The sequence below is a fragment of the Streptomyces sp. NBC_00490 genome, assembly GCF_036013645.1.
In the GTDB taxonomy this organism is placed as follows: domain Bacteria; phylum Actinomycetota; class Actinomycetes; order Streptomycetales; family Streptomycetaceae; genus Streptomyces; species Streptomyces canus_F.
The window spans coordinates 9,751,846-9,775,791 of the sequence record NZ_CP107869.1; the positions used below are offsets into that span (position 1 = coordinate 9,751,846).

A 23,946-nucleotide genomic window follows, 5' to 3' on the forward strand; every position below is an offset into this window, starting at 1 on the left:
CGGTCACCAGAAGGCGGCCGTGCACCTCGCTGGAAGCGCTTCAAGAAACGTACGGGATGTACAGAACGTAAGAAACATGGCTCGGCTCATGAGGTTCCCAGCGGGTGCGGCGTCGGCTAAACCCTTTGAGACGGTTCACGATCTCTCTTAGGTTGGCCCGGGTGACGATCGAGGTGCCCTACCAGCCCATTCCGGTTGACCAGTCGGACGTTCGCTACGTCCACGGTCCCGACTCGGCTCGTCAGCCGGACGTGCCCGTCGGGGAGACGACCGCGTTCGACTGGAACGACAGCGCGGTCTATCCGGGCACGTCACGGAAGTTCTGGGTCCATGTGCCCGCGCGGTACGACCCCGCCGAGCCGGCGTCGCTGATGGTGTTCCAGGACGGTTGGTGGTACCTGGACCCCGGTGGGGAGGTCCGCGGCGCGACGGTCCTGGACAACCTCGTCCACCGCGGGGACATCCCGGTCACTATCGGCGTGTTCGTCGACCCTGGCGTCTTTCCCGACGCTGGGAATGCGAAGAACCGCAACACCGAGTACGACGCGTACGACGATTCGTACGTCCGCTTCCTCCTGAACGAGATCATCCCCGAGGTCAGGAAGCACTACGCGATCGCCGAGGACCCCGATCGGTGGGGCATCTGCGGTGGCAGCAGCGGCGGCAACTGCGCCTTCACCGCAGCGTGGCTTCGCCCGGACAAGTTCCGCCGCGTCATCGGGTACCTGTCCAGCTTCGCGCAGATGCCGGACGGCAACCCGTACCCCGACGCCGTTGCCCGCGTTCCCCGCAAGCCGCTGCGGATCTTCCTGCAGGCCGGCCATCGTGACCTGCGCTGGAACGAGCCCGAGGCGAACTGGCTCGCCGACAACTTGCGTGTCGCGGCAGCGCTCGCAGAGGCCGGCTACGACTTCCGCCTCGTCCTGGGTGATGGCGGCCACAACCCCAACCACGGTGGCGTCCTGCTCCCCGACGCCTTGCGCTGGTTGTGGCGATCCGATGATCGACACGACCAGGCGGTGGCATCGGGCGGAGCGACTTCGTAGAAGGGGCCGTCCCGGATCAGGGCCCACAGGGCGCTGACTCTGCGGCGGGCGACGGCGTTCGCGGTCCTCTTGAGGGCCGGCGCGGTCGGGGCGTCAATGTCCGGCCCAGGGGCAGCGGCCCGCACGTCGACTCTGTCGGACCACGACTCGCCGTGGACGGGGGATGCTACCTGGAGTGCCTCCTGGCCTCGGCGCGTCGCAGTTTGTGGGTGAAGCGGTGCATGTGGGGGTCGAGCAGTTCGTGCGATTCCTCGAGGACTTGCTCGGGGGTCAGCCACCGGATCGCGTCGAACTCGTCTTCGTCGTAGGAGGTGATGGTTTCGGCGTCGGCGTTGAGGAGGTACCACAGTGAGACGTCGGTGTGGGTGCCCTGTCCGCGGGTTTGGGTGACGGTGAGGAAGAGGGGGAGCTCGCCGGTGATCGGCGATGCTTGTGCCTGGATGCCCAGTTCCTCATGGCATTCGCGGACGACCGTGGTCCAGGGGCCCTCGCCCGGCTCGACGTGTCCGCCGGCCGGTAGCCACAGGCCCGCCTTGCGGTGCGCGACGAGCAGCAACTGCCCGCGGATGTCGTCGAGGACGACGAAGTAGCTCACCAGGTGCATCGCAGGAACATCCGGCTTGCGCAGCCGGTAGAGCGGGGCTCCGCTGGAGATCCACTGCGTGGCGGTGGTGAGGTGGATGTGCTCCAGGTCGTCCCAGGCTTCGATCGCACCGACCAGCCCCAGAAGGTGGGCACGGGGCTGATCGTCGTGGTGGGGGAGCGGGGGGCTGGTTGGGGGCATCGGCGCATCCTGGCAGGCGGCACTGACAGACGATGCCGGACCTCGGGGTGCCACGGCGAGGCGGGCCGATCGGCCATGTCCAGCGACCGGAGGGGTCCGGGATGTCGACCACGGCGCGGCCATCGGCGGCCTCGGCAGGGTCGAAGCCGGGGTGCTCGTAGAGGACGTGTGCACCGCGGGTAGCGGCACCGGCGTGTTCGGCCTCGAAGGTGAGGACCTCAATGCTGCCCGGGCGCCTGCACGAACTCGCCAGGCCAGGGCGTTCGTCGCGGTCTCCTCGGGCTCTGATGTCCATGGCGTGGTCGTGGCGGGTCCGCTTCCGCCCAGCGCGTGGGCGGCTGGGCGGAAGCGGGGCGGTTTCCCCTCCGGTGGTTCTTGAGCACGAGGGGGCCGCGCGGCCTTCCAGACATGGAAGGTGCGACGCCGGGGGGCGTCCGTTCTTTATGGTCCGCCTTCCGGTGGGTGTCGCAAGGGGAAGTACGGGTTCGCCATCAAAAGGGTTCATTCAGGCATGATCTGGTGACAATATGGGGGCCGTTGCGGTAACGCGCCCTGGTATGCCGGGGGTTGACGGGGCGTCATCGACACCGTGCGGTCGCCTGGTGACGATGTGTTCACTCGGCAACATTGTTCCGCAATCCCATGATCACGTTGAGTGGCGGCCGTCTCACACAGCATGCTGTCGTGCAACCTCTCCGGGGCGCGTGAGCACCGCCTCGGAGGGGCCTTTCCAGACACTGGTATGTCCTCCCAGGGAAGGTGCCATGACAGGCAAGCAGGTGATGACCGTCCTCGTTCTCGCGGCGGTCCTCGCATGGAGCACGGTGATGACCGTGCTGGGCCAACTCACCGCGCTGATCGCGCTGTTGCCCACGCTGGGGCTCCTCGTCCAACAGATCGTCTCCGCAATCGGCGGTCCGGACCCCCGGGCCACCACGGCGGCCGCCGCACCGACTGCCGTACCGGCACCCGCGCCGGCCGCGGGGCCGGTGGAAAGTCAGGAGCCGCCCCAGTGACCACGTCCCCCATACCGGAGCGGCCCGCTGATCCTCCCCATCGCCGCGGCCGCCCGCCGGAGCCGATCTGCGCGAGTGCCGGTCTCGCGCACCGCACCTGGCTGGAGCCGGTCCGCAGCCGCTTCACCGCCAGTGGCCTGACCCTGGACGACCTCGTCGGCCGGTCCGGCTTCTCCAAGACCCGCTTGTCGGAACTGATGCGGGGCAAAGGCCTCTACCCCACCTGGGAGATCACCTACAGCGTGGTCCGCGCCCTGGACTTACCCGTCGGCCCGCTGCGCCGGCTGTGGAAGGTCGCCGCGATCGAGGCGGACAAGAAGCCGTCCTGGATCGACGACCGGCTCCAGGCCGTCCCGCCCGCCGACACCGACGAACGGCCCCTCGCGCACGTGGCGCTCTACCAGGCCATGGTCGTGCCCTACAACGCGTACGCCCAGGCCTTCCTGCAGTCCCTGCCCCGCGCCCGGCACGCGGTCGGAGAGGTCTTCGACCTGCTGTGGCTGACCTGGGACGACGCCACCTCCAGCCCGGACACGCCCCGGCACGCTTGGCAGCTGCTGCGCGCCACCGTCCTGTCCCGCGCCGCCCAGCGGCCCGCCGGCCACTACGACCTGCGCGCCGCCGCCTTCTCCACCGCCCACCAGGCCCAGGCCTCCCACCTGATCGAGCGTCTGGCCCGCATCGACGTCCTGGCCCGCTTCTTCGACGCGATCGCCCAGCTGCCGGACGACCAGATGGACGTCACCGTCCTGCGCTACCTGTGCGGTATCGACCCCGACGCCATTCCCGCCGTTGTCGGCCTGCCCCCGGCCCTGGTCCACACCCTGGACCACCACGCCCGCTGGGCCCTCAAGCAGCTCTTCCCCGACACCGAACCCCAGGAGTGATCCCGCCGTCATGAGCACCATCGACGACCTCCTCGCCCAGTCGCTACTGCTGCGTGACCCTCACGTCCCGGCCGACATCGTCCCCCACGACGAACCGGTCGACGACGACCTCCTGTTGGGGCGGCATCGGGCCAACGACACGACCGACGCCGGCGCCGCCCACAGCCTTGACGCCCTGTGTGAAACGGTCGTCAGCCACTGCACCCCCGACCAGCTCGCCGACTTCCTCACCGACCAGATCCCCCAACCCCCCACCGCCCGCATCCTGGGCTGCGCCCTGCATCTGGCCGGCATCGACATCGGCGCCCGCTTCTGGTGGCAGTACGCCGCCGGCGCCGAGGACGCCCCCGCCTCCTACTGCCTCCACCTCCAACACCTCGCCCACGGCGAAACCCACGCCGCCGCCCTCTGGCACGCCCAAGCCGACGCCTACACCGCCGACCAGGACAACACCGATACGCCCGAGTACGCGCCGGCCCTGCAGTCGATGAACGCCGACACCAGCCTGGCCACCGTCCTGCGCGTCCTGGCCCAGCTCACCCGCACCCTGCCCACCCGACGCCACACCCCGGCCGCCCGTGCCGTCATCGAGTTCGTCGCCTCCGCCGTTGCCGGCGGCTACACCCGCCACCCCGACCTCGAAATCCCCCTGCCCGGTACCTACTTCGCCGAACAACTCGAAATCGTCGTCGCGGCCACCACCAGCACCCAGGCGCACTTCCGACCGGCCCCCGTGCAAACCGCGCCCACGAACACGTCATCGCCGGCCGATGACCTGCCCAACCGGCTCGACCCCAACGAGGACCGCAAGCACATCCCCACCAAGGCCGCCCCCCGCGGACCCGAACACCTCCTGGTCCAGGTCACCGCCGCCGACCACGAACCCACCACCGCGCACACCTTCTTCGAGAACGCCGCAGCCGTCTGCTGGAAGACCGCCACCGTCACCGAGCAAGACACCCGCGGCAACTCCATGGCCTACCGCCTGCGCCGCTTCGCCCAACGCCTCACGCCGGCGCCCTCCGGCTTCGGCCAGCTCAGAACAGCGTCACCCTCCGGCGGCGCCCCGGCACCCATGTACCGGTTGTGAGCCGACACGCGAGCCACAGCACAACGCGCGCCATCGGGGCACGGACAAAGCTCGGGGAGTCGGCGGCACACTCTCAGGGCCGCCCGGCGGCTGTGCTGGAAGATCGGTTCGCGGGCGTGCTCAGTAGCCGACAGTGAAGCGGCGTTGGACGAAGCGGGGTAGTTCCGCCTCGTCGAGGAGGGCGATGGCCGCGTCCTCCGCGGAGATGCGGCTGCGTCCGTCCGCGTCGAGGACCGGCTGGTCGCCGCCGACTCGGAAGCGGCCCGTACGTTCACCGGGGGAGATGTCCTCCGCGGGGCTGAAGTAGGTCCATAGCCGGTTGGAGGTGCGCAGGACGTTCAGGGCGTCCCGGTGACCGCGCACCGCGGCGGCGTACTCCCGTGGCAAGCCGATCGCGTCGAGAGCTTCGTGCAGGAGCTCGTCGGAGTCGGCTCGTACGACTCCGGGCTCGATCTCCAGGCTGCCGGCGCCGCCGATGACGATGAGCCGGGTCCGGGGGTGACTCTCCAGCGCCTTGAGGAGTGCCCGTGCGGCGGTGACGTAGACCGTGGGATCGGCGATCGAGCGGGCCACGGTGTCAGCGATGTCGTTCGCGGCGTTCCCGGGCTGGAATCCACTGATCAGTACGTCGAGGCCGGGTATGGCGGCGGAGACCGCGTCGGCATCAAGGACGTCGACGCTCTTCCAGGTGATGTCCTGCCGGTCCTCCTCGATCCGGGTGGCGTCGCGACTGAAGGCCACGACCTGGTGGCCCCGGCCGAGGGCTTCGGTGACGACGCGACTGCCGATGGTGCCTGTGGCCCCGATGACTCCGATGCGCATAGCTCTCCCCTGGGTAGTGCCGACGATTCTGCGCGGCATGAAGAAACTATACGGCGTGAAGTAAAAATACGGGGCTCAGTATCGTGACGCTGTAGAGTCGGCGGTCATGGGAAGCGTGGGAAGCACCAAGGGGCGCCGCGAGCGGCTGCGCGCGGAGACGACTGCCGAGATCAAGAGGGTCGCGCTGGAGCTGATGGCCTCGGGCGGACCCGACGCGATCACGCTGCGGGCCATCGCTCGCGAGATGGGCATGACGGCCAACGCCATCTACGGGTACTTCGCCACCCGTGACGACCTGGTCACCACGCTGATCAACAGCGTCTACACCTCGCTGGCCGACGCGGTGGAAACCGCATGGGAGGCCACCCCCGCGCACGACCCGGCCGCCCGGATTCAGGCATGGGCCCGCGCCTTCAGGGACTGGGCGCTGACCAACCCGGAGGGATTCCGTCTCGTCTACGGCGATCCCGTGCCCGGCTACCGGCCCCCCGAGGGCGGTGCCGCCCCGGACGCCGCCCACCGCGTCTGCACCGGGATCACCGCTCTCGCGGCCGCTGCCTGGCCGAAGGCCGAACTCCGTTACATGGACAGCGGCTTCGAGTGGTCCGACTTCGACCCGGGCCTATTGGACAAGGTCCGCCCGGCCTTCCCCGAGCTGCCGCCGGCCGCCGTGGCCCTGGCCCTGCGCATCTGGAGCCATCTGCATGGCCTGGTGTCACTGGAGATCTACGGCCACCTGCAGACGCAGGCCCTCAACCCGGAGAAACTGTTCCGCGAAGAACTGACCCAGCTCATCCGCTCCTTGGGCATCACGCCGCGAACGTAACAGCCCTGTGTGACCGGCCATCCGTAGTGCCCCTGTCACCAGGACCCCTGTCACCGTGGCGGCCGTGCGTGCCAAACCCCCGGCCCGAATCCGGGCGGTTTGGGAGGCGACTGGCTGTTGATCGTGCAGCGACGGCAACCTTGCCGCCACGTCGATGGTCCAGTGTGTGTCTTGGCAACGTCTACGTATGAGGGGCCTGTGAAGGGGATGCTGCAAGGGCTGCGGAAGGCGGAGATGTTGCTGCTGAGAGCCAGCCTGAAAGTCGATCGCTGTCTCGGCAAGAACGAGAGGTACCGGCCTCCGGGGCCCCTCGCGGTTCGCGTCGCCAGCCATCCGCTGCGCTCCGCGGCTGTCCTGGCAGTGCCGATCGCCGCGCTGGGCGGCATGACCTTCGGGGCATTCACCGACGGAACACGGTTCTTGCAGGCGGTCCTGTTGGGCACTGGGCTGACGCTGGTCTTGGCGCTGGGCCTACGGCTGGAGCGCCTGACGCAACTGCAGTACGAGCGCGTCGGCCATCCCCCCGTCCCCCCTCAACCCGCAGACCCTCCGCGTCCCGGCGAGCTCAGACGGGTCCTTGCATACCTCTGCTTGGGATGGGGCGCGCTGTCGGTGCTCTTCTGGGGTGCGGAAAGAGCCAAAGGCACCCCGGTCAGCTGGCTCCTCAGTGGGGTTTTCACCGGACTCGGTCTCCTGGGCGTAACCGCCGCAGGCTACTGGATGGAGCGGAAAAGGCAGCGGGCAAGCCGTCAGGCGGCTGGTCCCGCGGCAGGCGACCTTCGCCCTGTCGACGACGACGCGTAGACGCAGGTCGTCGGCGTGACAGATTCGCCGGAGGGCGTACGGGCGGATCATGCTGACTTGTGGCGCGCGGCCCGGACAGCCGCCGGGCACCGTGGCGGCACCGATGTGTCACAGCTCCCGGCGCATGCAGGCCCGCGGCCACCGGTCCAGGCCCTGTGCCGCTTCACGCCGACGGATCTCCCGCAGACCAGGAGTCTGCCTGCTGTCGTCCAGGATCCGGAATCCCAAGCGCGCGTAGTACGGGGCGTTCCACGGGACCTCGGTGAACGTCGTGAGGGTCAGTGCGGGCACTCCCTGGCTCGTGGCCTGGGCTGCCAGATGGTCCAGCAGCAGCCGTCCGATGCCACGGCGGGCGCTGTCCGGGTGCACCGATACCTGCTCGACGTGGAGGTTGCCGTCGACACTGTCGGCGATCAGATAGGCGACCGGGGTGTCGGCGTCGTCGGCCGCGACCCAGGCCATCCCGGCGTGGCGGTAACGGGCGAGCTCATCGACCGTGAGTGGCTCGTCGTCGGCAATCTCCGGCATGCCGATATCTCGGAAACATTGGCCGGCGGCCCTCTCGATGTCCTGGAGGGCGGCCAGTTCGTCCAGGCGCACGGCTCGGATATGCATGAACGGCATTGTCCAAGGTCAGCCGGATACTGCCACCGAATTAAGGGGACCGTGAGGGCAGTTCACGGGCGTGCGCTCTACACGGTCCTGGATTGATGGGTGCGCTCGGTCCTGTGAAGCTGCAGTGCGACGGAGTTGAAGGCATGGGTGTCGGACATGGCGAAGCCGTGGACGGTGCCGGGATCTGGCCCCAACTGATCATCTGCTCCACGGCAGTGCCGTTGTGATGCCACGCCTGATCAGCGGGTGAACGCTTCGGTCAGGCGCACCCGGTAGCCGTCCTCCTCCATCAGTACGACGGTGACGCCGAACGGGTCGGGGTGGTTCAGCTCGATCGGAATGAAGGCGTAGTTCACTGCGGCTTGAATCGGTGGGACGAGCTCGGCGCCGGGCTGCGGCGCGGGGCTCGGCAGCCAGTCGGGAGCGACCGACGCCCAGCCCTCGGGGCTGCGGGACAGAAGCTGTTCCGTGTAGGGGAACCGGTGCAGCACATGCTGGTCGGGGGTGGCGAGGACCATGTTCAGGCAAGGGGCCGGGCTGACGATGGGCAGCTCGCAGGCAGTGGCGACGTCGCGGGTCTCCCACGTAAGAACGACCTCGTCCGCGCGGGCCGCCGCGGCGATGTTCGAGAGCTGCGCGATCCCGGTGAGCGCGTCTTCGCCGACCTTGAGAGGGCGGGCCCAGATCATCCCGACCAGCTCACCGCCTACGAGCGGCATGATGAGCGGCCGCGGCACAGAGCCCTCGCCCAGGCCGGCGGCGTAGGCGTCCTTCGCCACCTTGACCAGCGCGTCCCACATCTGTACTTCCACGGAAGCCCCCATCGTCTGCCGAATCCGATCACCGCACCCTGTCACGGGGGCTGAGGCCGTGTCAGCGAGAGGCAGCGAAAGCTCGGCGGCCTTGGTGTCCAGTGTGGTGTCGCTGTCCTTGGCGGTGGCCAGGACGGCGATGTGCCACAGACCGCGCGGGGAGGTGTCGGCTTCGTCGCGGGTGACGGGGACCTTGTAGGTGCAGTGCACGGTGTCTGCGCCGCTGCAGACCACGCCTCGGAACAGGCCCAGAAGGTTTCCGAGGCGTCCGTTGAGGTGGTGGGGGAGGGCCCTGAGCGGGAGAGGTTCGCCCATTCTGATGTCAGCGGTCTGCTCGAGCAGCAGCACCGGTCAGTCCGAGGACGGCGTCGGCCAGGGTCGCGCCGCGGGCGCCGAGGTGATCGGTGACGTGGAGGCCTGCGACGGCGGAGTTGCGTGTGGCTCGGCGGCTTCGGTGTGGAGTTGGTGGAGAGCGTTGAGCAGGTTGGTGCGGTAGTGGCTGCCGTAGGCGAGGGTGTCGGCGAGCCAGGGGGCCGGCGGCTGCGCGCGCCGTCGACTGGGCGGGTCATGCCATGCTCGCTGCGGCCATGCGCGTCGCCGCACCGTAGATCGGCCGGGCGTCCTCGGTGGTCACACGCGGTCCGCGCAGCGGTCGGGCGAGGCGGAACCAGATCTCGGGTGGATCTGGCGGCCGCCGCGCTGGGCCCGTATGTCCGGTTCGGCACCCGCATCCCTTGGCGGAGCCGACTGGAGGCGAACGTGGCGCATTCCGGGGTGAGGGACCTGGTTTCCATGCTTCGGAGAGCCGTCAGGAGGCTTCTGCGGAACACGTCGTCGATGAGGCGCCACGGTACCGACCGATCGCGCTGTCGGATTCCTTTCCGTGGCACTCTGCATGCTGTCCGCTCTCACTTCCGTGGCTGGTCAGGGCTGTGGCGGATCGAAAAATCCAGGTGTGTATGAGCCGGTGATCGCTCGTATACTCGTCCGGGCTCATGGAGGGGGAGGTGAAGACGGTGAAGCTTGCTGAGGCACTGGCAGAACGTGCGGAAGCGACGCGCCGCGTAGAACAGCTGCGGGCGCGCGTCGTCAGCAGCGCGCGGTACCAGGAGGGGGAGACGCCCGCCGAGGATGCAGCGCAGCTATTGGCTGAGGCCGGTGAGGTGCTGGATGCTCTGGAAACGTTGATCCGGCGGATCAACCGGACCAATGCCGCTGCGGACATGGGTCCGGACGGCACGCTCACCGATGCCCTCGCACGTCGGGATGTCCTGCGGTTGCGTCACTCGGTGCTCACCGCGGCGGCGGACGCGGCGGCGGGTACGGGCGAGCGCGGATACGGCAGGCAGCTCCGGTCCGAGCTGATGATGCTTTCCGCGCTTCCGGTCGCGGAACTGCGCGGTCAGGCGGATGTCGTCGCCCGGGAGATCCGCGAGGTCGATGTGCGGATCCAGCGTACGAACTGGGAGGTCGATTTGCTGGACTGAGGAGTCCAGCAAGTTGGAATGATGTGGAGCAGGTAGCTGCTTCGGAGGCGTGCACACACCGAGGGCCGGCGGTATTCCAGCCCACTCCTGGCGCGTGAAGAGCAACGCGGGGGTTCGACTCCCCAACAAACAGTGCAGCTCAGCACCGCGTACAGGTAACAGTGCACATCGCACAGCACATCACCACGTGCAGATCCGAGGCGGCGAGGGCGGGTTCGGGGCTTTCCACATCGCAGCACCATAGGGCGACCGGTATAAGGATGGTTGTCGCGCAAAGCCAGTTCGCTACATGTGGAACGGAAGCTCGAGTATCAGCTGCCCTCGCTGCTCCGGCGCGGCTATACCGAAATCGGTGCCAGGGGGTTCGGGCCCGAAGGAGGCCGCCTCCCTGGCGCCGCACCGCATTCCGCACTGGGCGTCATGCCCGCCGCGCCCCCTGCGAGGATGCGCAGCCTATCCAGAACGGAGGTCAGACCTGCCAGTCCAGTTGCGGCTCGGGGACGCCGACGGAGCGTCCGTATTGCTGAGCTTCGCTGCGGCCCTCTGCCTGCCCGCGGGGGTAGCGGAAGACCTTGTTGGCAAAGATCACGAACGTATCGTCAGCGGTGTGGAAGTCGGTGTACCAACCTCCGGATGAGGCGAGGCAGGAAGCGAGCTGATCCGCGAGCCGCTGGGCGTCGGACTCCTCGGCGGAAAATTCCAGGAGTGTCCAGTGCCGTGGCTGCTGATCCCCGGGGTCTGTCATCTCGACCCGCGACAATTTGGTGATCTGCAGAGGAATCCCAGTCAGCTGGGCTCCGACTCGTAGGCTCTCGGCGATCAGTACGCCTTGCAGCATCCGACCCTCCTTGGTGTTGGTGTTGGTGTTGGTGTTGGTGTTGTGAGACTAACTTCCTTTCCTGGGGCGCTCGTTGGTCGTAGCTGGGGCCGGTGATGTTGACTGCTCTGGGGCTGGGCTCCGTCCACTACGGCGGCCAGGGCGACCACGCGCCCATCGTGCCGGATCAGCTCGCGTCCCTCTGGACCGAGCCGAGCAGACGGGTGCGCAGTGCGCACGCCGAACCTTCCGTCGTTCGTACTCGTCCCCGCTGAGGGCGTGCCGACGTTCCTGCGCGCGGGTCGTCATACGGTGGCGGTCGGCGGGATCCACCGGTGGGTACGGGGCACGGCGCTGGTGATGCCGTAGTCCTCCTTGAGAGTTTCGGGGATCGCGTAGTGCATGACGCGTCCCCGGGTGAGAGAGGACAGCTCAAGGACTGTGGTGAGGTGGCCGAGGCGGTCCAGTGCCCAGGCGCCGAGCGGGGAGCGGTCCTCGATGGTCTCCAGGACGCCGAGGAGATGGGGTACGGCCTTGACGAGGGTGTCCCATGACGTGCGCGGGACGTGGAGCCAGTCGGCGCAGGTGTCGCCGACGAGGTGACGGATCAGGGCGGAGACGATCGGGTCGAAGAAGGTGCCGGGTACCACCTCCTCGTAGAGGTCGATCAGCTGCCGGGTCAGATGGGTGCCCTCCTCGGAGGGCCCCATGTGCCGGAGCATGTACAGGTCGAGGAACTGGCGGGCCTCGTCGAGGGTCTCGGGAACGGCATCCTGGTCCACGCCGAGCATGGCGCCGACGACGCGCCAGGCGTAGTAGTAGGCGTCCGCGCCCTCCGTCGACATGTGGATGCCCAGGCGGTGCAGGCTGTCCAGGACGAGCAGGGAGAAGAACATCTGCCCGCCGATCATGTCCTCCTGGCAGATCGGCGTTCCGTGGGCCGCGGTGTCCCAGCGGTTCTCGCGGGTGAGGTGGTGGCGGATGGAGGCGTGCAGGAGGCGGACCTTCTGGGCGGCCGGGATGAAGCGGCTGCCGGCCTCGAACGCGTCGGGCTGCATCAGATGGACGGTGAACTGACCCGTCTCCGCCATCCGTTTGGACGGGTACTTCAGGCCGTGGGAGGCCGACAGCAGCTTCGCCACGTGCGGGACGAGGTAGCAGGCGGGCATGGAGGCGAAGGACAACGCGGTGGAGATGTGCACGTTGTTGTCGATGAAGAACAGCCGGGCCCTCTCCATCTCCGCCCAGTCCACCCAGGCCGGCGGGGTGCGGGTGGCTTCCAGGTACTCGCGCGCGACGTCGGGCAGTCCTTCCGGCAGGGGCGCGCCGGCGGTGGAGACGTAGCGCATCAGGGTGTTGAACTTGCCCACCTCCCCGCGCTCGAAGAGCTCGGCGACGGTTCGGTCGGCGAGCTCGTCTCCGGTCTGCCGCAGGGTGTCCAGCGATGCGTCGGTGTAGATCATGGCGGGGGTTCCTTGTCTTCGTCGAGATCGTCCGCGACGGGCGGTAGGGCCGGCAGCCCGGGACGGGGCGGCGCGGGCTTGCCTCACCTGGGTGCGGGGTCAGGACAGGCGTACTGCCGCGGAATGCGCCAGCGCGGTCAGTCCGGTGGCGGCGTGCGCCGGTAGATCCAGTTCGTGGAGGGCACCGAGAGCCTCCTCGACCCGTGCCCTGATCATGTCCTCGACGCGGTCGGGCGCCCTCAGCCGGCACATCACCTCGCGCACCGCGTCCAGCCCGTCGCCGTCCAGGTCGCCCCGGCCCAGCAGGGAGTTCAACAGGTCGCGCTCGGAGTCGTCGGCGAGGCGCCAGGTCTCCGCCAGGAGCGCCGTGGGCCGATGGCCGCGTACATCGTCGGCATTGGCCTTGCCGGTGTGCGAGGGGTCTCCGAACAGCCCGAGCAGATCGTCACGGAGCTGGAACGCCTCGCCCAGCGGCAGCCCGTACGCGGAGTAGCCCTCGCGCAGCCGGGTGCCCGCCCCGGCCAGGGCACCGCCGATCAACAGAGGCTGTTCGACGGTGTACTTGGCCGTCTTGTACCGGATCACCTTCAGCGACGTCTCGGTGTCCGGGCCCGATCCGGTGCGCAGGATCTCCAGACACTCGCCCGCGATCAGCTCACGGGCCATCACCGCCCACAACGGGCGGGCTCGGGCGAGATACGCGGCGGGCAGACCGCTGGTGGCGAACAACTGCCCGGCCAGCGCCATCAGCAGGTCCCCCACCAGCATCGCCAGCGACCGCGCGGCGGTGTCCGCGTCCGGACGCGCCGCTACGGCCCCGCGCAGGGCGACATGGGTGGTGGGTCGCCCGTGCCGCAGCGGACTGTCGTCGATGAGGTCGTCGTGCACGACCGCCGCGGCATGCACCAACTCCATGGAGGCCGCCGCCCGCACCAGCGCGTCACTGTCCGGCTGTCCCACCGCACGCCAGCCCCAGTAGCAGAACGCCGCCCGCAGCCGCTTGCCGTCCGCGACCGCCGCCTCCAGCCTCTCGGCGACCGTGCCGAGTATCGGATCGATCGCCGCGAACTCGTCGGCCTCCCGGGCGACGAACTGCCGCAGCACCTCGTCCACTCGGACCTTGAAGACCGACCATTCCCACCGCTCAGACGCCACCGGCGGCCTTCCTGGCCAGGACGCGCCGGGCGAGGATCTCCAAGTGCGGCGGGGGTGCGGCCGCGTACCTGTCCAGCACCAGACGTCCCCGCGCCGCGAGTTCGTTCTCGGCGTCCGCAGCCAACTCCGCGGCGTCGGACCGGCGCAGCAGCCCACGCACTGTCCCCAGGACCGAACCCACCGTGCTCACCGCCAGATCGGCCAGTCCGGCAGCCAGTAACAGCGTCTGCCCGTCCAACCCTGCGCGCCGTCCCGCTTCTTGCGTCACACCATCTCCCTCACCCGTCGTACATCCCGGCAGCCCGGGCGCACACCGCCCTTCCGAGCATCGCGTCCGACCGGGGGTGCCAGCGGAAGAACTCACGATCGAGTGATCCATCCGCTCGACCGTGCGGATCGTGGATGCTGCCGTCCCAGATCAGCTGTCCAGGCTGCTCTGCGCAGCAGGCCGAGCGGCTGCGGACCGTCACGGCGCTAGGAAGAACGTGGGCTTCCTGGACGCGGCCCACTTCAGCAAGGGGTGCAATCGAGCGTACGGAATCTCGCCTCGGGCCTGGCGCGATCAGAACCACCCCTCCAGTTGATGGTCTCCGCGCGGCCGCTTTTCGCGTGACCGGCCCTGGCGCTGGGTCCGTCCCGTCCGCTCAGTCGCGGCGCGGCACGGATTCGCTCCTTCCGACCCCAGCGGCGAGCAGGGCGAAGCCCAGTGCGAAACCGAGCATTGTCCAGACGCCGCGGGGCCAGAAGATATGGCTGTCTGTGAAGGACCAGCCGGCCACCAGGAGAACCACCGTTCCGGGAATGACTCGCGCGCCGTGTTGCGGGAAGAGTGCGACGGCTGTGGCCACGACAGCGACGAGGAGGGCGTAGGCACCGACCTGCCCTAGTGACTCACCTGTGTCGTAGAGCGGGTACTTGATCGGCCGTATGTCCCCTGTCCCGGGGGCATGCTCGACCGCGGTCCCCGCCGCGATACCGGCCACCGCGTCAAGACCGGTGTAGAAGGCCGCGTATGCGAACGCACTCGTCCAGGCCACCACCGTGGCGAAGCCCGCGAGGTCTGGTCGGGGGCGGTGCCACAGCGGGACGAGGAGGCCGAGGGCAAGCAGTGGAAAGACAGGCAGCAGCGCGATGTGCAGATGCGTCCAGTCCGCGGCTGTCGCTCTGGACAGGCCGTGCGGGTGTGCGGCACCCGCCGCAGCCAGCACGAGGGGCGCGACCGTACCGAGGGTCATGTTCCGGATCGTCAACACACCGTGAGCGTAGGGGCGTCAGGCTATTCGCGATGGCTGCGTAAGGGCTTCGTAAGATCTCGCGCGGTGCCGTGGAACCGTGGCAAGCGCCGGCTGGGTGCGGCGACTCCGACGCGGCATCGGCCTCGCGGAGCCTGAACCGAGACCAGCAGAGGACCATCAACTCGGTGGAGCGCGAGGGCAAGCCGTGCCTGAGTGGCGCTCGGTCCTTCGGTGCGTTTGCGTGCTGCGGAGCGCTTGACGCGGTGTTGGCCTCGGGGTGTCGTCCCGGGCGAGGGGTGCAGATCTTACGAGAACCTGACGCGGTCGGGAAAGCCTGCCGCCCCGGGCGCCTCAAGGGCAACTCTGGTCACATCCGCCGCCGGCCCTCCCGGGCCGTCCAGCTACTTACGGAGTGACGCATGAGCAGGCACACCAGGCGCAGGTCCCCGTTCCAGGTCCGGCTGCTGACCGCCGGGGCCGGGATCGTCGCCACGGCGGCGGCGGTCGCGACGGTGACCGTCGCCTCGGCCCACGAGCCCGGCGGGCAGGCCGCGCAGTCGGCCAAGGCGGGGGCGGATCACGCTGTGTTCGTCCAGGGCAACGAACTCGACGGCAACACCATCCACGTCTTCAAGCGCGGCGAGAACGGCGCTCTGAGCGCGGCCGGCGACTACGCCACCGGCGGCTCGGGGGGCGACCAGGTCGATGCCCCCACCGATTCCCTCGCCTCTCAGGGCTCCCTCGTCTACAACGATCTCTCGGGGCTGCTGTTGGCGGTCAACGCGGGCAGCGGCACCGTGACCTCCTTCCAGGTCCACGGGCAGAAGCTGACGCACCGCCAGGTTCTGGATTCCGGCGGGGACTTCCCGTCCTCCATCACGGTGCACGGCAGTCTCGCCTACGTCATGAACGCGGGCGGTGAAGGCAGCATCCAGGGCTTCAGGGTGACGGCCAAGGGGCTCAAGCCGCTCGATGGCTCGCACCGCTCCCTGGGTCTGGACAACGGCACGGTGCCGTTGTTCAGCAGCTCGCCCGGCCAGGTCGCCTTCACCCCGGGCGGCCGGGCCCTGGCGGTGACCACGAAGTCCGCCAACACCATCGAGGTCTTTCCGATGCGGCCGGACGGACGCCCCGCGCACCGGGCGACGGTCAACGACTCCGCCGGCGGTGTGCCGTTCGCGATCACCTTCGACGGGAGCGGGCGGATGCTGGTGGCCGAGGCCGAGAAGTCGACGGTCAGCACGTACAAGGTGCGCGCCGACGGACGACTCAAGGTGGTCCAGCGGCCGCTGGCCAATGGTCAGGACACGCTGTGCTGGCTGGAGCGAGCCGGAGACTTCTTCTTCGGCGGCAACACCGGTAACTCGACCGTCACCGGCTACCGCACCGACTCCCGCGGCAGGCTCGCGCTCACCAACGACGTCGGGGTCGCCGCGCCCCCGTCGGCCAAGTCGCAGGGGGTCATTGATCTGGCGGTGACTGACGACGAGAAGTTCCTATACGTGCAGAACGCGGTCTCCGGCACGGTCGACGGTTTCCGCATCGGACACGACGGATCTCTGGCCAAGATCACCACCGTCACGGGACTGCCCGCCTTCGCCGAGTCCGGTATGGAGGGCATCGCCGCGGTGTAAGGAAAGCGGCCACCGCGGCCCGACGCCCGGGACATCCCGTCCGGGGCGTCACGCGTGTGGACGTCCGTGCTGAGGGTGCCCGACGGGGGCGCCGCGGCGGACGAAGGGAAGGAGCGGTCAGCGTCGCGACCGGTCAGGGACTGGCCGGCGAGGTGGGCCGGTCGGCGGGCTGGAACAGCTCGATGAGGTTGCCCGCCGGGTCGGCCAGCAGGATCTGGCGTCCGCCGGGACCGGAGACAACCTCGCTGCGGAAGGAGAGACCGGCGTTGCGCAGTCGAGCGATCTCGGCATCGAGGTCGTCGTACGTGAGGTGGATGCGATTGCCGCCCGCGACGGCAAGTTCCTTCGGGGTGACGCGGGTGCCCGAACTCGCCCCGCCCGACAGCAGCAGCCGCAGGCGGCCGCGGACCACGTCGGCGAAGGCGGGGACGGCGCTGGAGTGCAGGGTGAAACCGAGGTGGGCGGTGTAGAAGTCGATGGCGGCCTGCACGTCATCGACGAGGTAGCGGACACTGACGTATTCGTCGTGAGTGGTCATGGCTCGGACCTCGTAACGGTCTCGGGGGTCTTCAGGACCGGCATCAGGTGCTTGATGCGGGTGTCGATGTCTGCCGCCGTGTGCTGAAAGGCCGCATAGCCGGCCTGGCCTGTGTCACCGCCGGCGCCCGGGTCGGCCATGCTCCAGTGGACGTGCCGTGAGCCGAACTCCGGGCAGACTTCACGGGCTTTGTCGCACAAGGTGATCACGTGGTCGAAGCGGCGGCCGACCAGATCGTCCACGTGCTGGGTGCGGCGGCCGGACAGGTCGATGCCGAACGATTCGCGCAGCACCTGGACAGCGTGTGGGTGTACCTGGGGCTTGGGACTGGTGCCGGCGCTGGCGGCGGTTATGCGGCCGGCGGTGTGGTGGTGCAGCAGGGCTGCGGCGATCGGCGAGCGGGCACTGTTGCCGGTGCACACGAAGAGCACTGCAACACGGCGGGTACGCGAGTGGACGACCGGACGGCCCGGTGGGGAGGGGAGCTGGCGCAACGACGGATGCAGGGCGGAACCGCTGGCCGCCAGTGCTTCGGCGCAACGCTCCAGGTCCAGGCGGTAGTAGCTGTCCCGCCCGTCGAAGCTGCTGCGCCTGGCCGTGACCAGTCCGCCGCCGCGTAGCAGCCGCAGGTGATACGAGACCAGGTTCTGCGGCTCCCCGACGCGTTCCACCAGTTCACGGACCCGCAGGTCGCCGTCGCCGAGTTCGGTCAGCAGCCGCCAGCGCAGCGGATGCGCAGCCAGCCGGACGAACTCCGGCGGCGCTGCGGTCGCATCCGTGGACCGGGATCCCATACGTCGAAAATACATCAAGGCAGATTGATGGACCAGTCGACTGTCCCCACCCCGGCCCTGAGCGCAGCCACACGGCCGGTTTGGCTACAGCACTCGGCGGAACGCCACCGCCTGTTCGGGCAAGACGCTTTGCCGTCTGACGGGGAGGGCGAGCGGGTGACCTGCCAGCGGCGTCACCAGCACACAGCGGGCCACCGGCATTCGCTGAGGGGCCTGGCGGTGATCCGAGTGCGCTTCAGCCCGGCCGACTGCCGCACCGGCCTCCACCTGCGTCACCGCGTATCAGCTCGCCGAAGGCCGCGGCGCGGTGTCCCTGCGCCACCGCCCCGAGCACGAAGCCGTCCAGGCGGCCCGCGCCAGGCGGCAGAGCGACGCTTGAAGGGGCCGCCACGGTGCTGCGGCCTGCGCAGATCCCGCTGCCGCGGCCTTGCCCGGACGAGTCTCCGACACCACCTCACCGGCGCTTCCCCGGATCAGGATGGGCGAGCGGGATGCGGTGCTGCGGGCGCGAAGGTCGTCCGGGCCCGTCGGAGCGACGACCGGGGGAGGCCGTAGTGGAGCCCCTGCTCCTGCACCGCCACTGTGCCCGGTCACTTATCTCGCCGTAGAGCTCAAAGAAATCTGTTCTGGCTGGAGTAGACATTCGGTGGTGGATCTGGCTATGGTTTCTCTCGTAGCCCAGAGAGACAGCAGGGCCCGGCAGACACGAACTGCCAGGCAGTAGTACGTAGTTGAGTAGTACGTAGTTGCAGTACGCAGGACGGTGCGGTGGTGGAGTTCCGAAGCCAGGGTTTTGCAGGACGGTGACGGGACTGACGACCGGACCGGGTGGCCCGCAGTGATCAGGGGCCGCCGTGAGCAGTAACCAGCAGTGAAGTCAGTGAGCGGTACCTCGGTGAAGGCGTCGGCTGCGGGCGCGCGCACCGGGAGGTTCGGCAGTGGGGTTCCAAGCCAGAGCAGACGCAAGACAGGCGAACGGGGCTGGCTGCCGAAGAGCGGTGCTGTCACAGGCCGCTGAGCAGGTCGCATTACCAGCAGTACCCAGCAGTACGCAGTCCCCTGAGTAAGTGATTGATCCCAGAGGGAAAGAACGGAGGAATTGGACACCATCAGGATCGCCCGGACGGCTAGTGAGTCCGGGTACCGCAGGACATCGATAGTGAGGTGGTCTCCGGTCAGGCAACCGCGATCCCAGCATTCCCGGCAGCAGCTCGGCCGGGTGTGCGGTGACAGAAGGCCGGCGCAGCAACAGGGCCGGCAGATGGTGTAGCAGTTCCTTCGGGCCCTGGCGCCGTACGGCGCCAGGGCCCTCCACGTGGTCCAGAGAGGTCAGATGACAGCAGACGATTCGTACCGCCGACTCGACGATGACGACTACCCCGCCTACACCATGGGTCGGGCGGCCGAAATGCTAGGCACTACCCAGGGCTTCCTCCGCGCCATCGGAGACGCCCGCCTCATCACCCCGCTGCGCTCCGCGGGCGGACACCGCCGCTACTCCCGCTACCAGCTGCGCATCGCCGCACGCGCCCGCGAACTCGTCGACCAGGGGACCCCCATCGAGGCCGCCTGCCGCATCATCATCCTCGAAGACCAACTCGAAGAAGCCCAGCGCATCAACGCCGAATACCGCCGCACCGCACCCCGGCACCCGGCCGACGCCTGACCCGCCTCCACGGCGACAGCGCCGGACCGCACTCTCCCCCCAAATCAAGAATATGAGCGCATGATCGCCGACGATGCCCAGCAGCCGGTACACGGACGGGACTTCGAGTCCCGCCCCGGCACCCCGCCCGACACCCTGCCTACCCCCGCGACTGCTGGGCCTGCCGACGCGACCGACCGGCCAACCGCCGGTCAGACCGTCAGCAAGCTGGAAGGCGGGGTGGAGCGGGCGGCCGCTGCACTGAAGCCGAGGATGCGCGGCTGGCTGCACGCCGGCGTGTTCCCCCTGGCGTTGGCCGGGGGCATCGTCCTGATCGCCGTTTCACGCACCGGCGCGTCAGTGGCGGCCTGCTCGGTGTACGCGCTGTCGGCCTGTCTGCTGTTCGGTACCAGCGCGGTCTACCACCGCGGCACGTGGGGCCCGCGCGGGGAGGCGGTGCTCCGGCGGCTGGACCACGCCAACATCTTCCTGATCATCGCCGGCACCTACACCCCGCTGGCGGTACTGCTGCTGCCCGGGAGTCAGCGGCTGGTGCTGTTGACCGTGGTGTGGGCGGGCGCCCTGGCAGGCATCGCTTTCCGCATCCTGTGGATCGGGGCTCCCCGCTGGCTGTACACCCCGTGCTACATCGCCCTGGGCTGGGTAGCCGTCTTCAACCTCCCCGACTTCGCCCGCACCGGCGGCACCGCGGTAGTCGTACTCGTCACCGTCGGTGGTCTGCTCTACACCGCGGGCGCCGTCGTCTACGGACTCAAGCGCCCCGACCCCTCACCGGCCTGGTTCGGCTTCCACGAGGTCTTCCACACCCTGACCATCGCCGCCTTCACCGCCCACTACACCGCCATCCTCCTCGCAGTCACGTGACGGGGTCGGCGGGCAGACGCCGGGTCCGGGCGCACTTGTGAGTGAGCGTTCGTTGTCGTCAGCCTGGCTGTCTTCGTGGGCGAGTGCCGTCTCGGGCGCGCTGGGCGAGATGACGGACGAGTTCGAGAGCAAGCACGGATTCCCGCCCGGAAACAACCAGATCCGCCTGGCCGACCACGGCGATCAAGAAGCGGTGCGTGTTCTGCGCAGCGATGCCCGAGCGTCCGCAGACCTGGTCACCTTCTACGGCAGCATCGGCGAAGTCTCCTGGGAGGACGTCGGCAACGGCTACTTCATTGATCCGCCGCGCGACGTCCTTGAGCACTTCGCGATTTACGGGGCCGTCCGGGTGGGCGATCACCAGGAGCCGTGCGGATTGGTGATTGGATCGGACGGAGGCGGCCTGTTCTACGTCGTGGGCCCTGAAGGCTCGGTCCACCGGACGCGGGCAGCCACGCGGGATGACGCTGAACTCGACACAGTGGCGGACGATCTGCGCCACTTCCTAGGGTTGCTGGAGCGGTCTTTGGCCCGGTTCGTTGCCACGGGAGAACAATCCTCCGCCCCGGCATCGATTCTCATTTGGGAGCTCGTAACACCACCTCGTTGAGGTGTGCTGGTAGGCCGTGACCGCTCCGATTTCTGAGATGCGTGTCAGGCGTCCGCCGCGTACCGCCAGAACTCCCTGATGACCGGCGCAGGCGTCGGACCCATCGCTGCCACCTGAGTCAACAGGATGGTGACCGTACCCTTGGCCGGGACGATGTGCGCCGCTGTGCCAGTGCCGCCGACCCAGCCGTAGCGGCCGGGGACGTTCCACGGATTGGTCCGCTCGATGTCGACCGAGCCGCCGAAGCCCCAGCCTTGGCCCTCCAGGAACAGCCGGCCGATGTCGCGGTGCGCCGGATTCGTATGGTCGCTGGTCATCATGCGTACGGAGTCGGCCGACAGCACCCGGCGGCCGTGGGCCGCCACCCCACCGGCCAGCAGCATCCGGCAGAAGGCCAGCCAGTCGTCGGCGGTCGAGGCCAGCCCGCCGTTGCCGAGCGGCAGCGCGGGCGGACTGCTCCATTCGCCGTCCGGGCCGTCGGCGAGCTCCAGGCTGCCGTCGTCGCCTGGCCGGTAGAAGCTGGTGAACCGGTCCCGCTTGGCGGCCGGCACCTCGAAACCCGTGTCCACCATGCCCAGCGGTCCGAAGATCCGCTCCGCCAGGAACGTAGGCAGCGGCTGCCCGGTGACCCGGGAAATCAGCACCCCCTGCAGTACGGAGCAGGTGTCGTACAGCCAGGCAGCGCCCGGCTGGTACAGCAGCGGGATGCGGCCGAGCGCCGCCATCCACTCGTCGGCCGGTGGGAAGTTGCTCGGCACCCGGCCGTCCTTTTGCACCGTGAACAACTCCTGCACCGCCGGCAGGGTGAAGTCGGAGGGGAATCCGTACCCGGCCTGGGAGGCCAGCACGTCGAATACGGTGATGGGCCGGTCGGCCGGCACAACGTCGTCCACCGGGCTCGCCGGTGTGCGTACGACCATCGGCTTCGCCACCTCCGGCAGCCACATGCCGATCGGGTCGTCCAGCGCGACCCTGCCCTCCTCCACGAGGATCAGCAGTGCGGCGGCCGTGACGGACTTGGTGATCGAGGCGACCCGGAAGATGGAGTCCCTCGCCATCGGGGTGCCGTCACCGGCGTCCTGCGCGCCGACGGCCACGGCCTCCACCTGGTCGCCCCGGGCCACGAGGCCAACCGCTCCCGGCAACGTACCGGCACCGACGTGGGCTTCGAGCAAGTCGAGCAGGGTAGTCATGAGGCCGCCTCCCAGGAGATTGCTGTCGAGAGCTCAGACTCCCGCACGGGCCGGGAATCATCGGCGTCGACAAGTGGGAGACGTTTTTTCCTCAGGCATGGTGCCGTGCCATGGATCGTAGAGCGTAGCGGCGGGCGGTCGGCGGAAGGCCTCCTCGATCTCCGGGGACGCCCGGGCCAGAGTGCTGCCGTGACAACCCCGCACGGCGATGCGGCCCTCGGCCCACCGGCCGGCCAGCGTCCGGTGGCCGTCCAGCTTCAACAGCGCAGCCCACCCCGCGGGCAGCGTCGGCGTGTTGTCCGGTACGGCGTGCATCGGCTTGGGCAGTGACCGGCCGGGGGATGGTGAGGGCGTGGCCACCCCCTTCCATCACCAGAACCGCCTCCCGGCAGGCCGCGCTTCAGGCGGCCTATGAGATTCGCGCGCTGGCTTGTTGACTACGGGTCGGACGGCACCTGGCTACCAGGCCTTGGCGCTCGACAGTCGGCTGGCCAATGGACGGCAGTCCCATGTTGTCGAAGAACGCTCGGTTCGGCGCTCGGCGGCCGCATTGACGAGACGACCGAAGCTCATCACTTCGACCTCACTGACTGGAACAATGAAAGATCTTGCACACGTCACCGGGGAGATGCGGCTGTGAAGGTCGGGCTGGCACGTTCCGCCGCGATCCAATGGGTTGCGCAATACGCCCGACCCGATGCCGACTTCCGAGGGGCATACTTCAGCGGCTCGACCGTCGGGCTGCCGGACGACGCGGAGCTGTCGTCCTCCTCCGACGTCGACATCTTCGTCGTCACCGCCCGGGAGGACCCACCGGCCAAGCCGGGGAAACTTCGCTTCCAGGACGCCCTGCTGGAAGTCAGCTACCTTCCCTGGACTGAACTCGCGTCCGCCGACGACGTCCTGGCGTCCTACCACGTGGCCGGCAGTTTCCGCACTGGCGCGATCATCGATGACCCCACGGGCGAACTGCACAAACTGCAGGCACACATCTCGCGCCACTTCGCCGCACGGACTTGGGTCCGCCGCAGGTGCCAGGATGCCCGGCATCGGATCGAAACCCGCCTCGCCGCGATCGACACCTCGGCGCCGTTCCACGAGCAGGTGCTCGCTTGGCTGTTCCCCACCGGCGTGACCTGCCACGTCCTCCTCGTCGCCGCCCTGCGCAACCCCACCATCCGCCTGCGCTACCTGGCCGCTCGCGAGGTCCTCACCGATTACGGCCACCTCAGCCTCTACCCGGAACTCTTGAACCTTCTCGGCTGTTCACAGCTACCCGCGCCGCGTGTCCAGCACCATCTGCGTGAACTCGCCGCGACGTTCGACGCCACCGTCCAAGTGGCGCAGACCCCCTTCTTTTTCAGCAGCGACATCACGCCCGCCGCACGGCCGATCGCGATTGACGGAAGCCAGAGGCTCATCGACTCAGGCGACCACCACGAGGCTGTCTTCTGGATCATCGCGACCTTCGCCCGCTGCCACACCATCCTGGCAGCCGATGCCCCCCAGCTGCACAAAGCCCTCGCGCCAGCCTTCCAGGCAGCCGTCACCGATCTCGGAATCAGCTCCACCCATGACCTCATCCACCGGGCCGAAGAGGTGACTCGGTTCCTGCCCCGGCTCTGGCAGACCACCGAGGACATCCTGCGCAGCAACCCCAACATCACCGAATAGCAGAGGAAAGACATCAACCCAGCCACCGGCGGTGTCAGTTCGCATCGAAGTTTCACGGCTTGGCGATCGACGATTGCTGTCCGAAGTCGGATTCTGGTTCACTTCGTGCGATCG

The 23,946-nt window shown here is 68.6% G+C and carries 24 protein-coding genes; 12 read left to right on the forward strand and 12 right to left on the reverse strand.

Annotated features, from left to right (window positions below; genetic code table 11):
• The first annotated feature begins 161 nt into the window (after window positions 1–161).
• Window positions 162–1,046 carry an alpha/beta hydrolase gene (locus tag OG381_RS44445; RefSeq protein ID WP_327721680.1) on the forward strand — a complete coding sequence of 295 codons (885 nt, stop codon included), beginning with the start codon at window positions 162–164 and terminating at the stop codon, window positions 1,044–1,046.
• A gap of 166 nt (window positions 1,047–1,212) precedes the next feature.
• On the opposite strand, the gene OG381_RS44450 is transcribed toward OG381_RS44445, so the two are convergent.
• Window positions 1,213–1,830, reverse strand: a complete 618-nt coding sequence (locus tag OG381_RS44450) for an NUDIX hydrolase (RefSeq protein ID WP_327721681.1) — start codon at window positions 1,828–1,830, stop codon at window positions 1,213–1,215.
• A 764-nt stretch (window positions 1,831–2,594) separates the two neighbouring features.
• On the opposite strand from OG381_RS44450, the gene OG381_RS44455 reads away from it, so the two are divergent.
• The 3 genes from OG381_RS44455 to OG381_RS44465 are packed head-to-tail and all read left to right on the forward strand — an operon-like array spanning window position 2,595 to window position 4,823.
• Window positions 2,595–2,846 carry a hypothetical protein gene (locus tag OG381_RS44455; protein WP_327721682.1) on the forward strand — a complete coding sequence of 84 codons (252 nt, stop codon included), beginning with the start codon at window positions 2,595–2,597 and terminating at the stop codon, window positions 2,844–2,846.
• A complete protein-coding gene (locus OG381_RS44460) occupies window positions 2,843–3,733 on the forward strand; it encodes an XRE family transcriptional regulator (RefSeq protein WP_327721683.1) in 891 nt (296 codons plus the stop codon). The genes OG381_RS44455 and OG381_RS44460 overlap by 4 nt, the downstream gene beginning before the upstream one ends.
• A 10-nt stretch (window positions 3,734–3,743) precedes the next feature.
• Window positions 3,744–4,823, forward strand: a complete 1,080-nt coding sequence (locus OG381_RS44465) for a hypothetical protein (RefSeq protein WP_327721684.1) — start codon at window positions 3,744–3,746, stop codon at window positions 4,821–4,823.
• 120 nt (window positions 4,824–4,943) lie between these two features.
• Here OG381_RS44465 and OG381_RS44470 read toward each other — a convergent pair whose 3' ends face one another.
• Window positions 4,944–5,645, reverse strand: coding sequence for an NAD(P)-dependent oxidoreductase (locus OG381_RS44470; RefSeq protein ID WP_327721685.1), 702 nt, complete (start codon window positions 5,643–5,645; stop codon window positions 4,944–4,946).
• Between the two features lie 106 nt (window positions 5,646–5,751).
• On the opposite strand from OG381_RS44470, the gene OG381_RS44475 reads away from it, so the two are divergent.
• Together OG381_RS44475 and OG381_RS44480 are read left to right on the forward strand one after the other, a co-directional pair.
• A complete protein-coding gene (locus OG381_RS44475) occupies window positions 5,752–6,471 on the forward strand; it encodes a TetR/AcrR family transcriptional regulator (protein WP_327721686.1) in 720 nt (239 codons plus the stop codon).
• A gap of 198 nt (window positions 6,472–6,669) precedes the next feature.
• On the forward strand, window positions 6,670–7,275 hold the full coding sequence (locus tag OG381_RS44480) for a hypothetical protein (protein WP_327721687.1): 606 nt from the start codon (window positions 6,670–6,672) through the stop codon (window positions 7,273–7,275).
• A 108-nt stretch (window positions 7,276–7,383) separates the two neighbouring features.
• Here the strand turns inward: OG381_RS44480 and OG381_RS44485 are convergent, their stop codons facing one another.
• Complete coding sequence (locus OG381_RS44485; RefSeq protein ID WP_327721688.1) at window positions 7,384–7,890, reverse strand: GNAT family N-acetyltransferase; 507 nt, start codon at window positions 7,888–7,890, stop codon at window positions 7,384–7,386.
• A gap of 239 nt (window positions 7,891–8,129) precedes the next feature.
• Entirely contained in the window at window positions 8,130–9,017 is an 888-nt protein-coding gene (locus OG381_RS44490; protein WP_327721689.1) for a DUF5707 domain-containing protein, read from the reverse strand.
• Between the two features lie 701 nt (window positions 9,018–9,718).
• On the opposite strand from OG381_RS44490, the gene OG381_RS44495 reads away from it, so the two are divergent.
• The gene (locus tag OG381_RS44495) at window positions 9,719–10,189 is read left to right on the forward strand and encodes a DIP1984 family protein (RefSeq protein WP_327722716.1); all 471 of its coding nucleotides are present in this window, start codon (window positions 9,719–9,721) and stop codon (window positions 10,187–10,189) included.
• 469 nt (window positions 10,190–10,658) lie between these two features.
• Here OG381_RS44495 and OG381_RS44500 read toward each other — a convergent pair whose 3' ends face one another.
• From OG381_RS44500 to OG381_RS44520, 5 genes are all read right to left on the reverse strand, one after another.
• Window positions 10,659–11,027 (reverse strand): hypothetical protein, encoded by a 369-nt coding sequence (locus OG381_RS44500; RefSeq protein ID WP_327721690.1) that lies wholly within the window; start codon window positions 11,025–11,027, stop codon window positions 10,659–10,661.
• 284 nt (window positions 11,028–11,311) lie between these two features.
• Window positions 11,312–12,469, reverse strand: a complete 1,158-nt coding sequence (locus tag OG381_RS44505; RefSeq protein WP_327721691.1) for an oxygenase MpaB family protein — start codon at window positions 12,467–12,469, stop codon at window positions 11,312–11,314.
• A 99-nt stretch (window positions 12,470–12,568) separates the two neighbouring features.
• The gene (locus OG381_RS44510; protein ID WP_327721692.1) at window positions 12,569–13,624 is read right to left on the reverse strand and encodes a polyprenyl synthetase family protein; all 1,056 of its coding nucleotides are present in this window, start codon (window positions 13,622–13,624) and stop codon (window positions 12,569–12,571) included.
• Window positions 13,614–13,892 (reverse strand): polyprenyl synthetase, encoded by a 279-nt coding sequence (locus OG381_RS44515; RefSeq protein WP_327721693.1) that lies wholly within the window; start codon window positions 13,890–13,892, stop codon window positions 13,614–13,616. Before OG381_RS44515 ends, OG381_RS44510 begins: the two co-directional genes overlap by 11 nt.
• A gap of 376 nt (window positions 13,893–14,268) precedes the next feature.
• Window positions 14,269–14,859, reverse strand: a complete 591-nt coding sequence (locus OG381_RS44520; protein ID WP_327721694.1) for a hypothetical protein — start codon at window positions 14,857–14,859, stop codon at window positions 14,269–14,271.
• A gap of 419 nt (window positions 14,860–15,278) precedes the next feature.
• Here OG381_RS44520 and OG381_RS44525 point away from each other — a divergent pair, with 419 nt between their 5' ends.
• Entirely contained in the window at window positions 15,279–16,493 is a 1,215-nt protein-coding gene (locus OG381_RS44525; protein WP_327721695.1) for a lactonase family protein, read from the forward strand.
• 133 nt (window positions 16,494–16,626) lie between these two features.
• Here the strand turns inward: OG381_RS44525 and OG381_RS44530 are convergent, their stop codons facing one another.
• Together OG381_RS44530 and OG381_RS44535 are read right to left on the reverse strand one after the other, a co-directional pair.
• Entirely contained in the window at window positions 16,627–17,031 is a 405-nt protein-coding gene (locus tag OG381_RS44530) for a VOC family protein (protein WP_327721696.1), read from the reverse strand.
• The gene (locus OG381_RS44535) at window positions 17,028–17,825 is read right to left on the reverse strand and encodes an arsenate reductase/protein-tyrosine-phosphatase family protein (RefSeq protein WP_327721697.1); all 798 of its coding nucleotides are present in this window, start codon (window positions 17,823–17,825) and stop codon (window positions 17,028–17,030) included. The genes OG381_RS44530 and OG381_RS44535 overlap by 4 nt, the downstream gene beginning before the upstream one ends.
• Window positions 17,826–19,158: 1,333 nt before the next feature.
• Between OG381_RS44535 and OG381_RS44540 the strand changes: the two genes are divergently transcribed.
• From OG381_RS44540 to OG381_RS44550, 3 genes are all read left to right on the forward strand, one after another.
• A complete protein-coding gene (locus tag OG381_RS44540) occupies window positions 19,159–19,491 on the forward strand; it encodes a MerR family transcriptional regulator (RefSeq protein ID WP_327721698.1) in 333 nt (110 codons plus the stop codon).
• A gap of 60 nt (window positions 19,492–19,551) precedes the next feature.
• Window positions 19,552–20,355 carry a PAQR family membrane homeostasis protein TrhA gene (gene trhA / locus OG381_RS44545; protein WP_327721699.1) on the forward strand — a complete coding sequence of 268 codons (804 nt, stop codon included), beginning with the start codon at window positions 19,552–19,554 and terminating at the stop codon, window positions 20,353–20,355.
• Between the two features lie 109 nt (window positions 20,356–20,464).
• Window positions 20,465–20,965: an SMI1/KNR4 family protein gene (locus OG381_RS44550; protein ID WP_327721700.1), complete on the forward strand. Its 501-nt coding sequence runs from the start codon at window positions 20,465–20,467 to the stop codon at window positions 20,963–20,965.
• A 44-nt stretch (window positions 20,966–21,009) separates the two neighbouring features.
• Here the strand turns inward: OG381_RS44550 and OG381_RS44555 are convergent, their stop codons facing one another.
• Complete coding sequence (locus tag OG381_RS44555; RefSeq protein WP_327721701.1) at window positions 21,010–22,158, reverse strand: serine hydrolase domain-containing protein; 1,149 nt, start codon at window positions 22,156–22,158, stop codon at window positions 21,010–21,012.
• A 636-nt stretch (window positions 22,159–22,794) separates the two neighbouring features.
• Here OG381_RS44555 and OG381_RS44560 point away from each other — a divergent pair.
• The gene (locus tag OG381_RS44560) at window positions 22,795–23,832 is read left to right on the forward strand and encodes a hypothetical protein (RefSeq protein WP_327721702.1); all 1,038 of its coding nucleotides are present in this window, start codon (window positions 22,795–22,797) and stop codon (window positions 23,830–23,832) included.
• The last annotated feature ends 114 nt before the right edge of the window (window positions 23,833–23,946 follow it).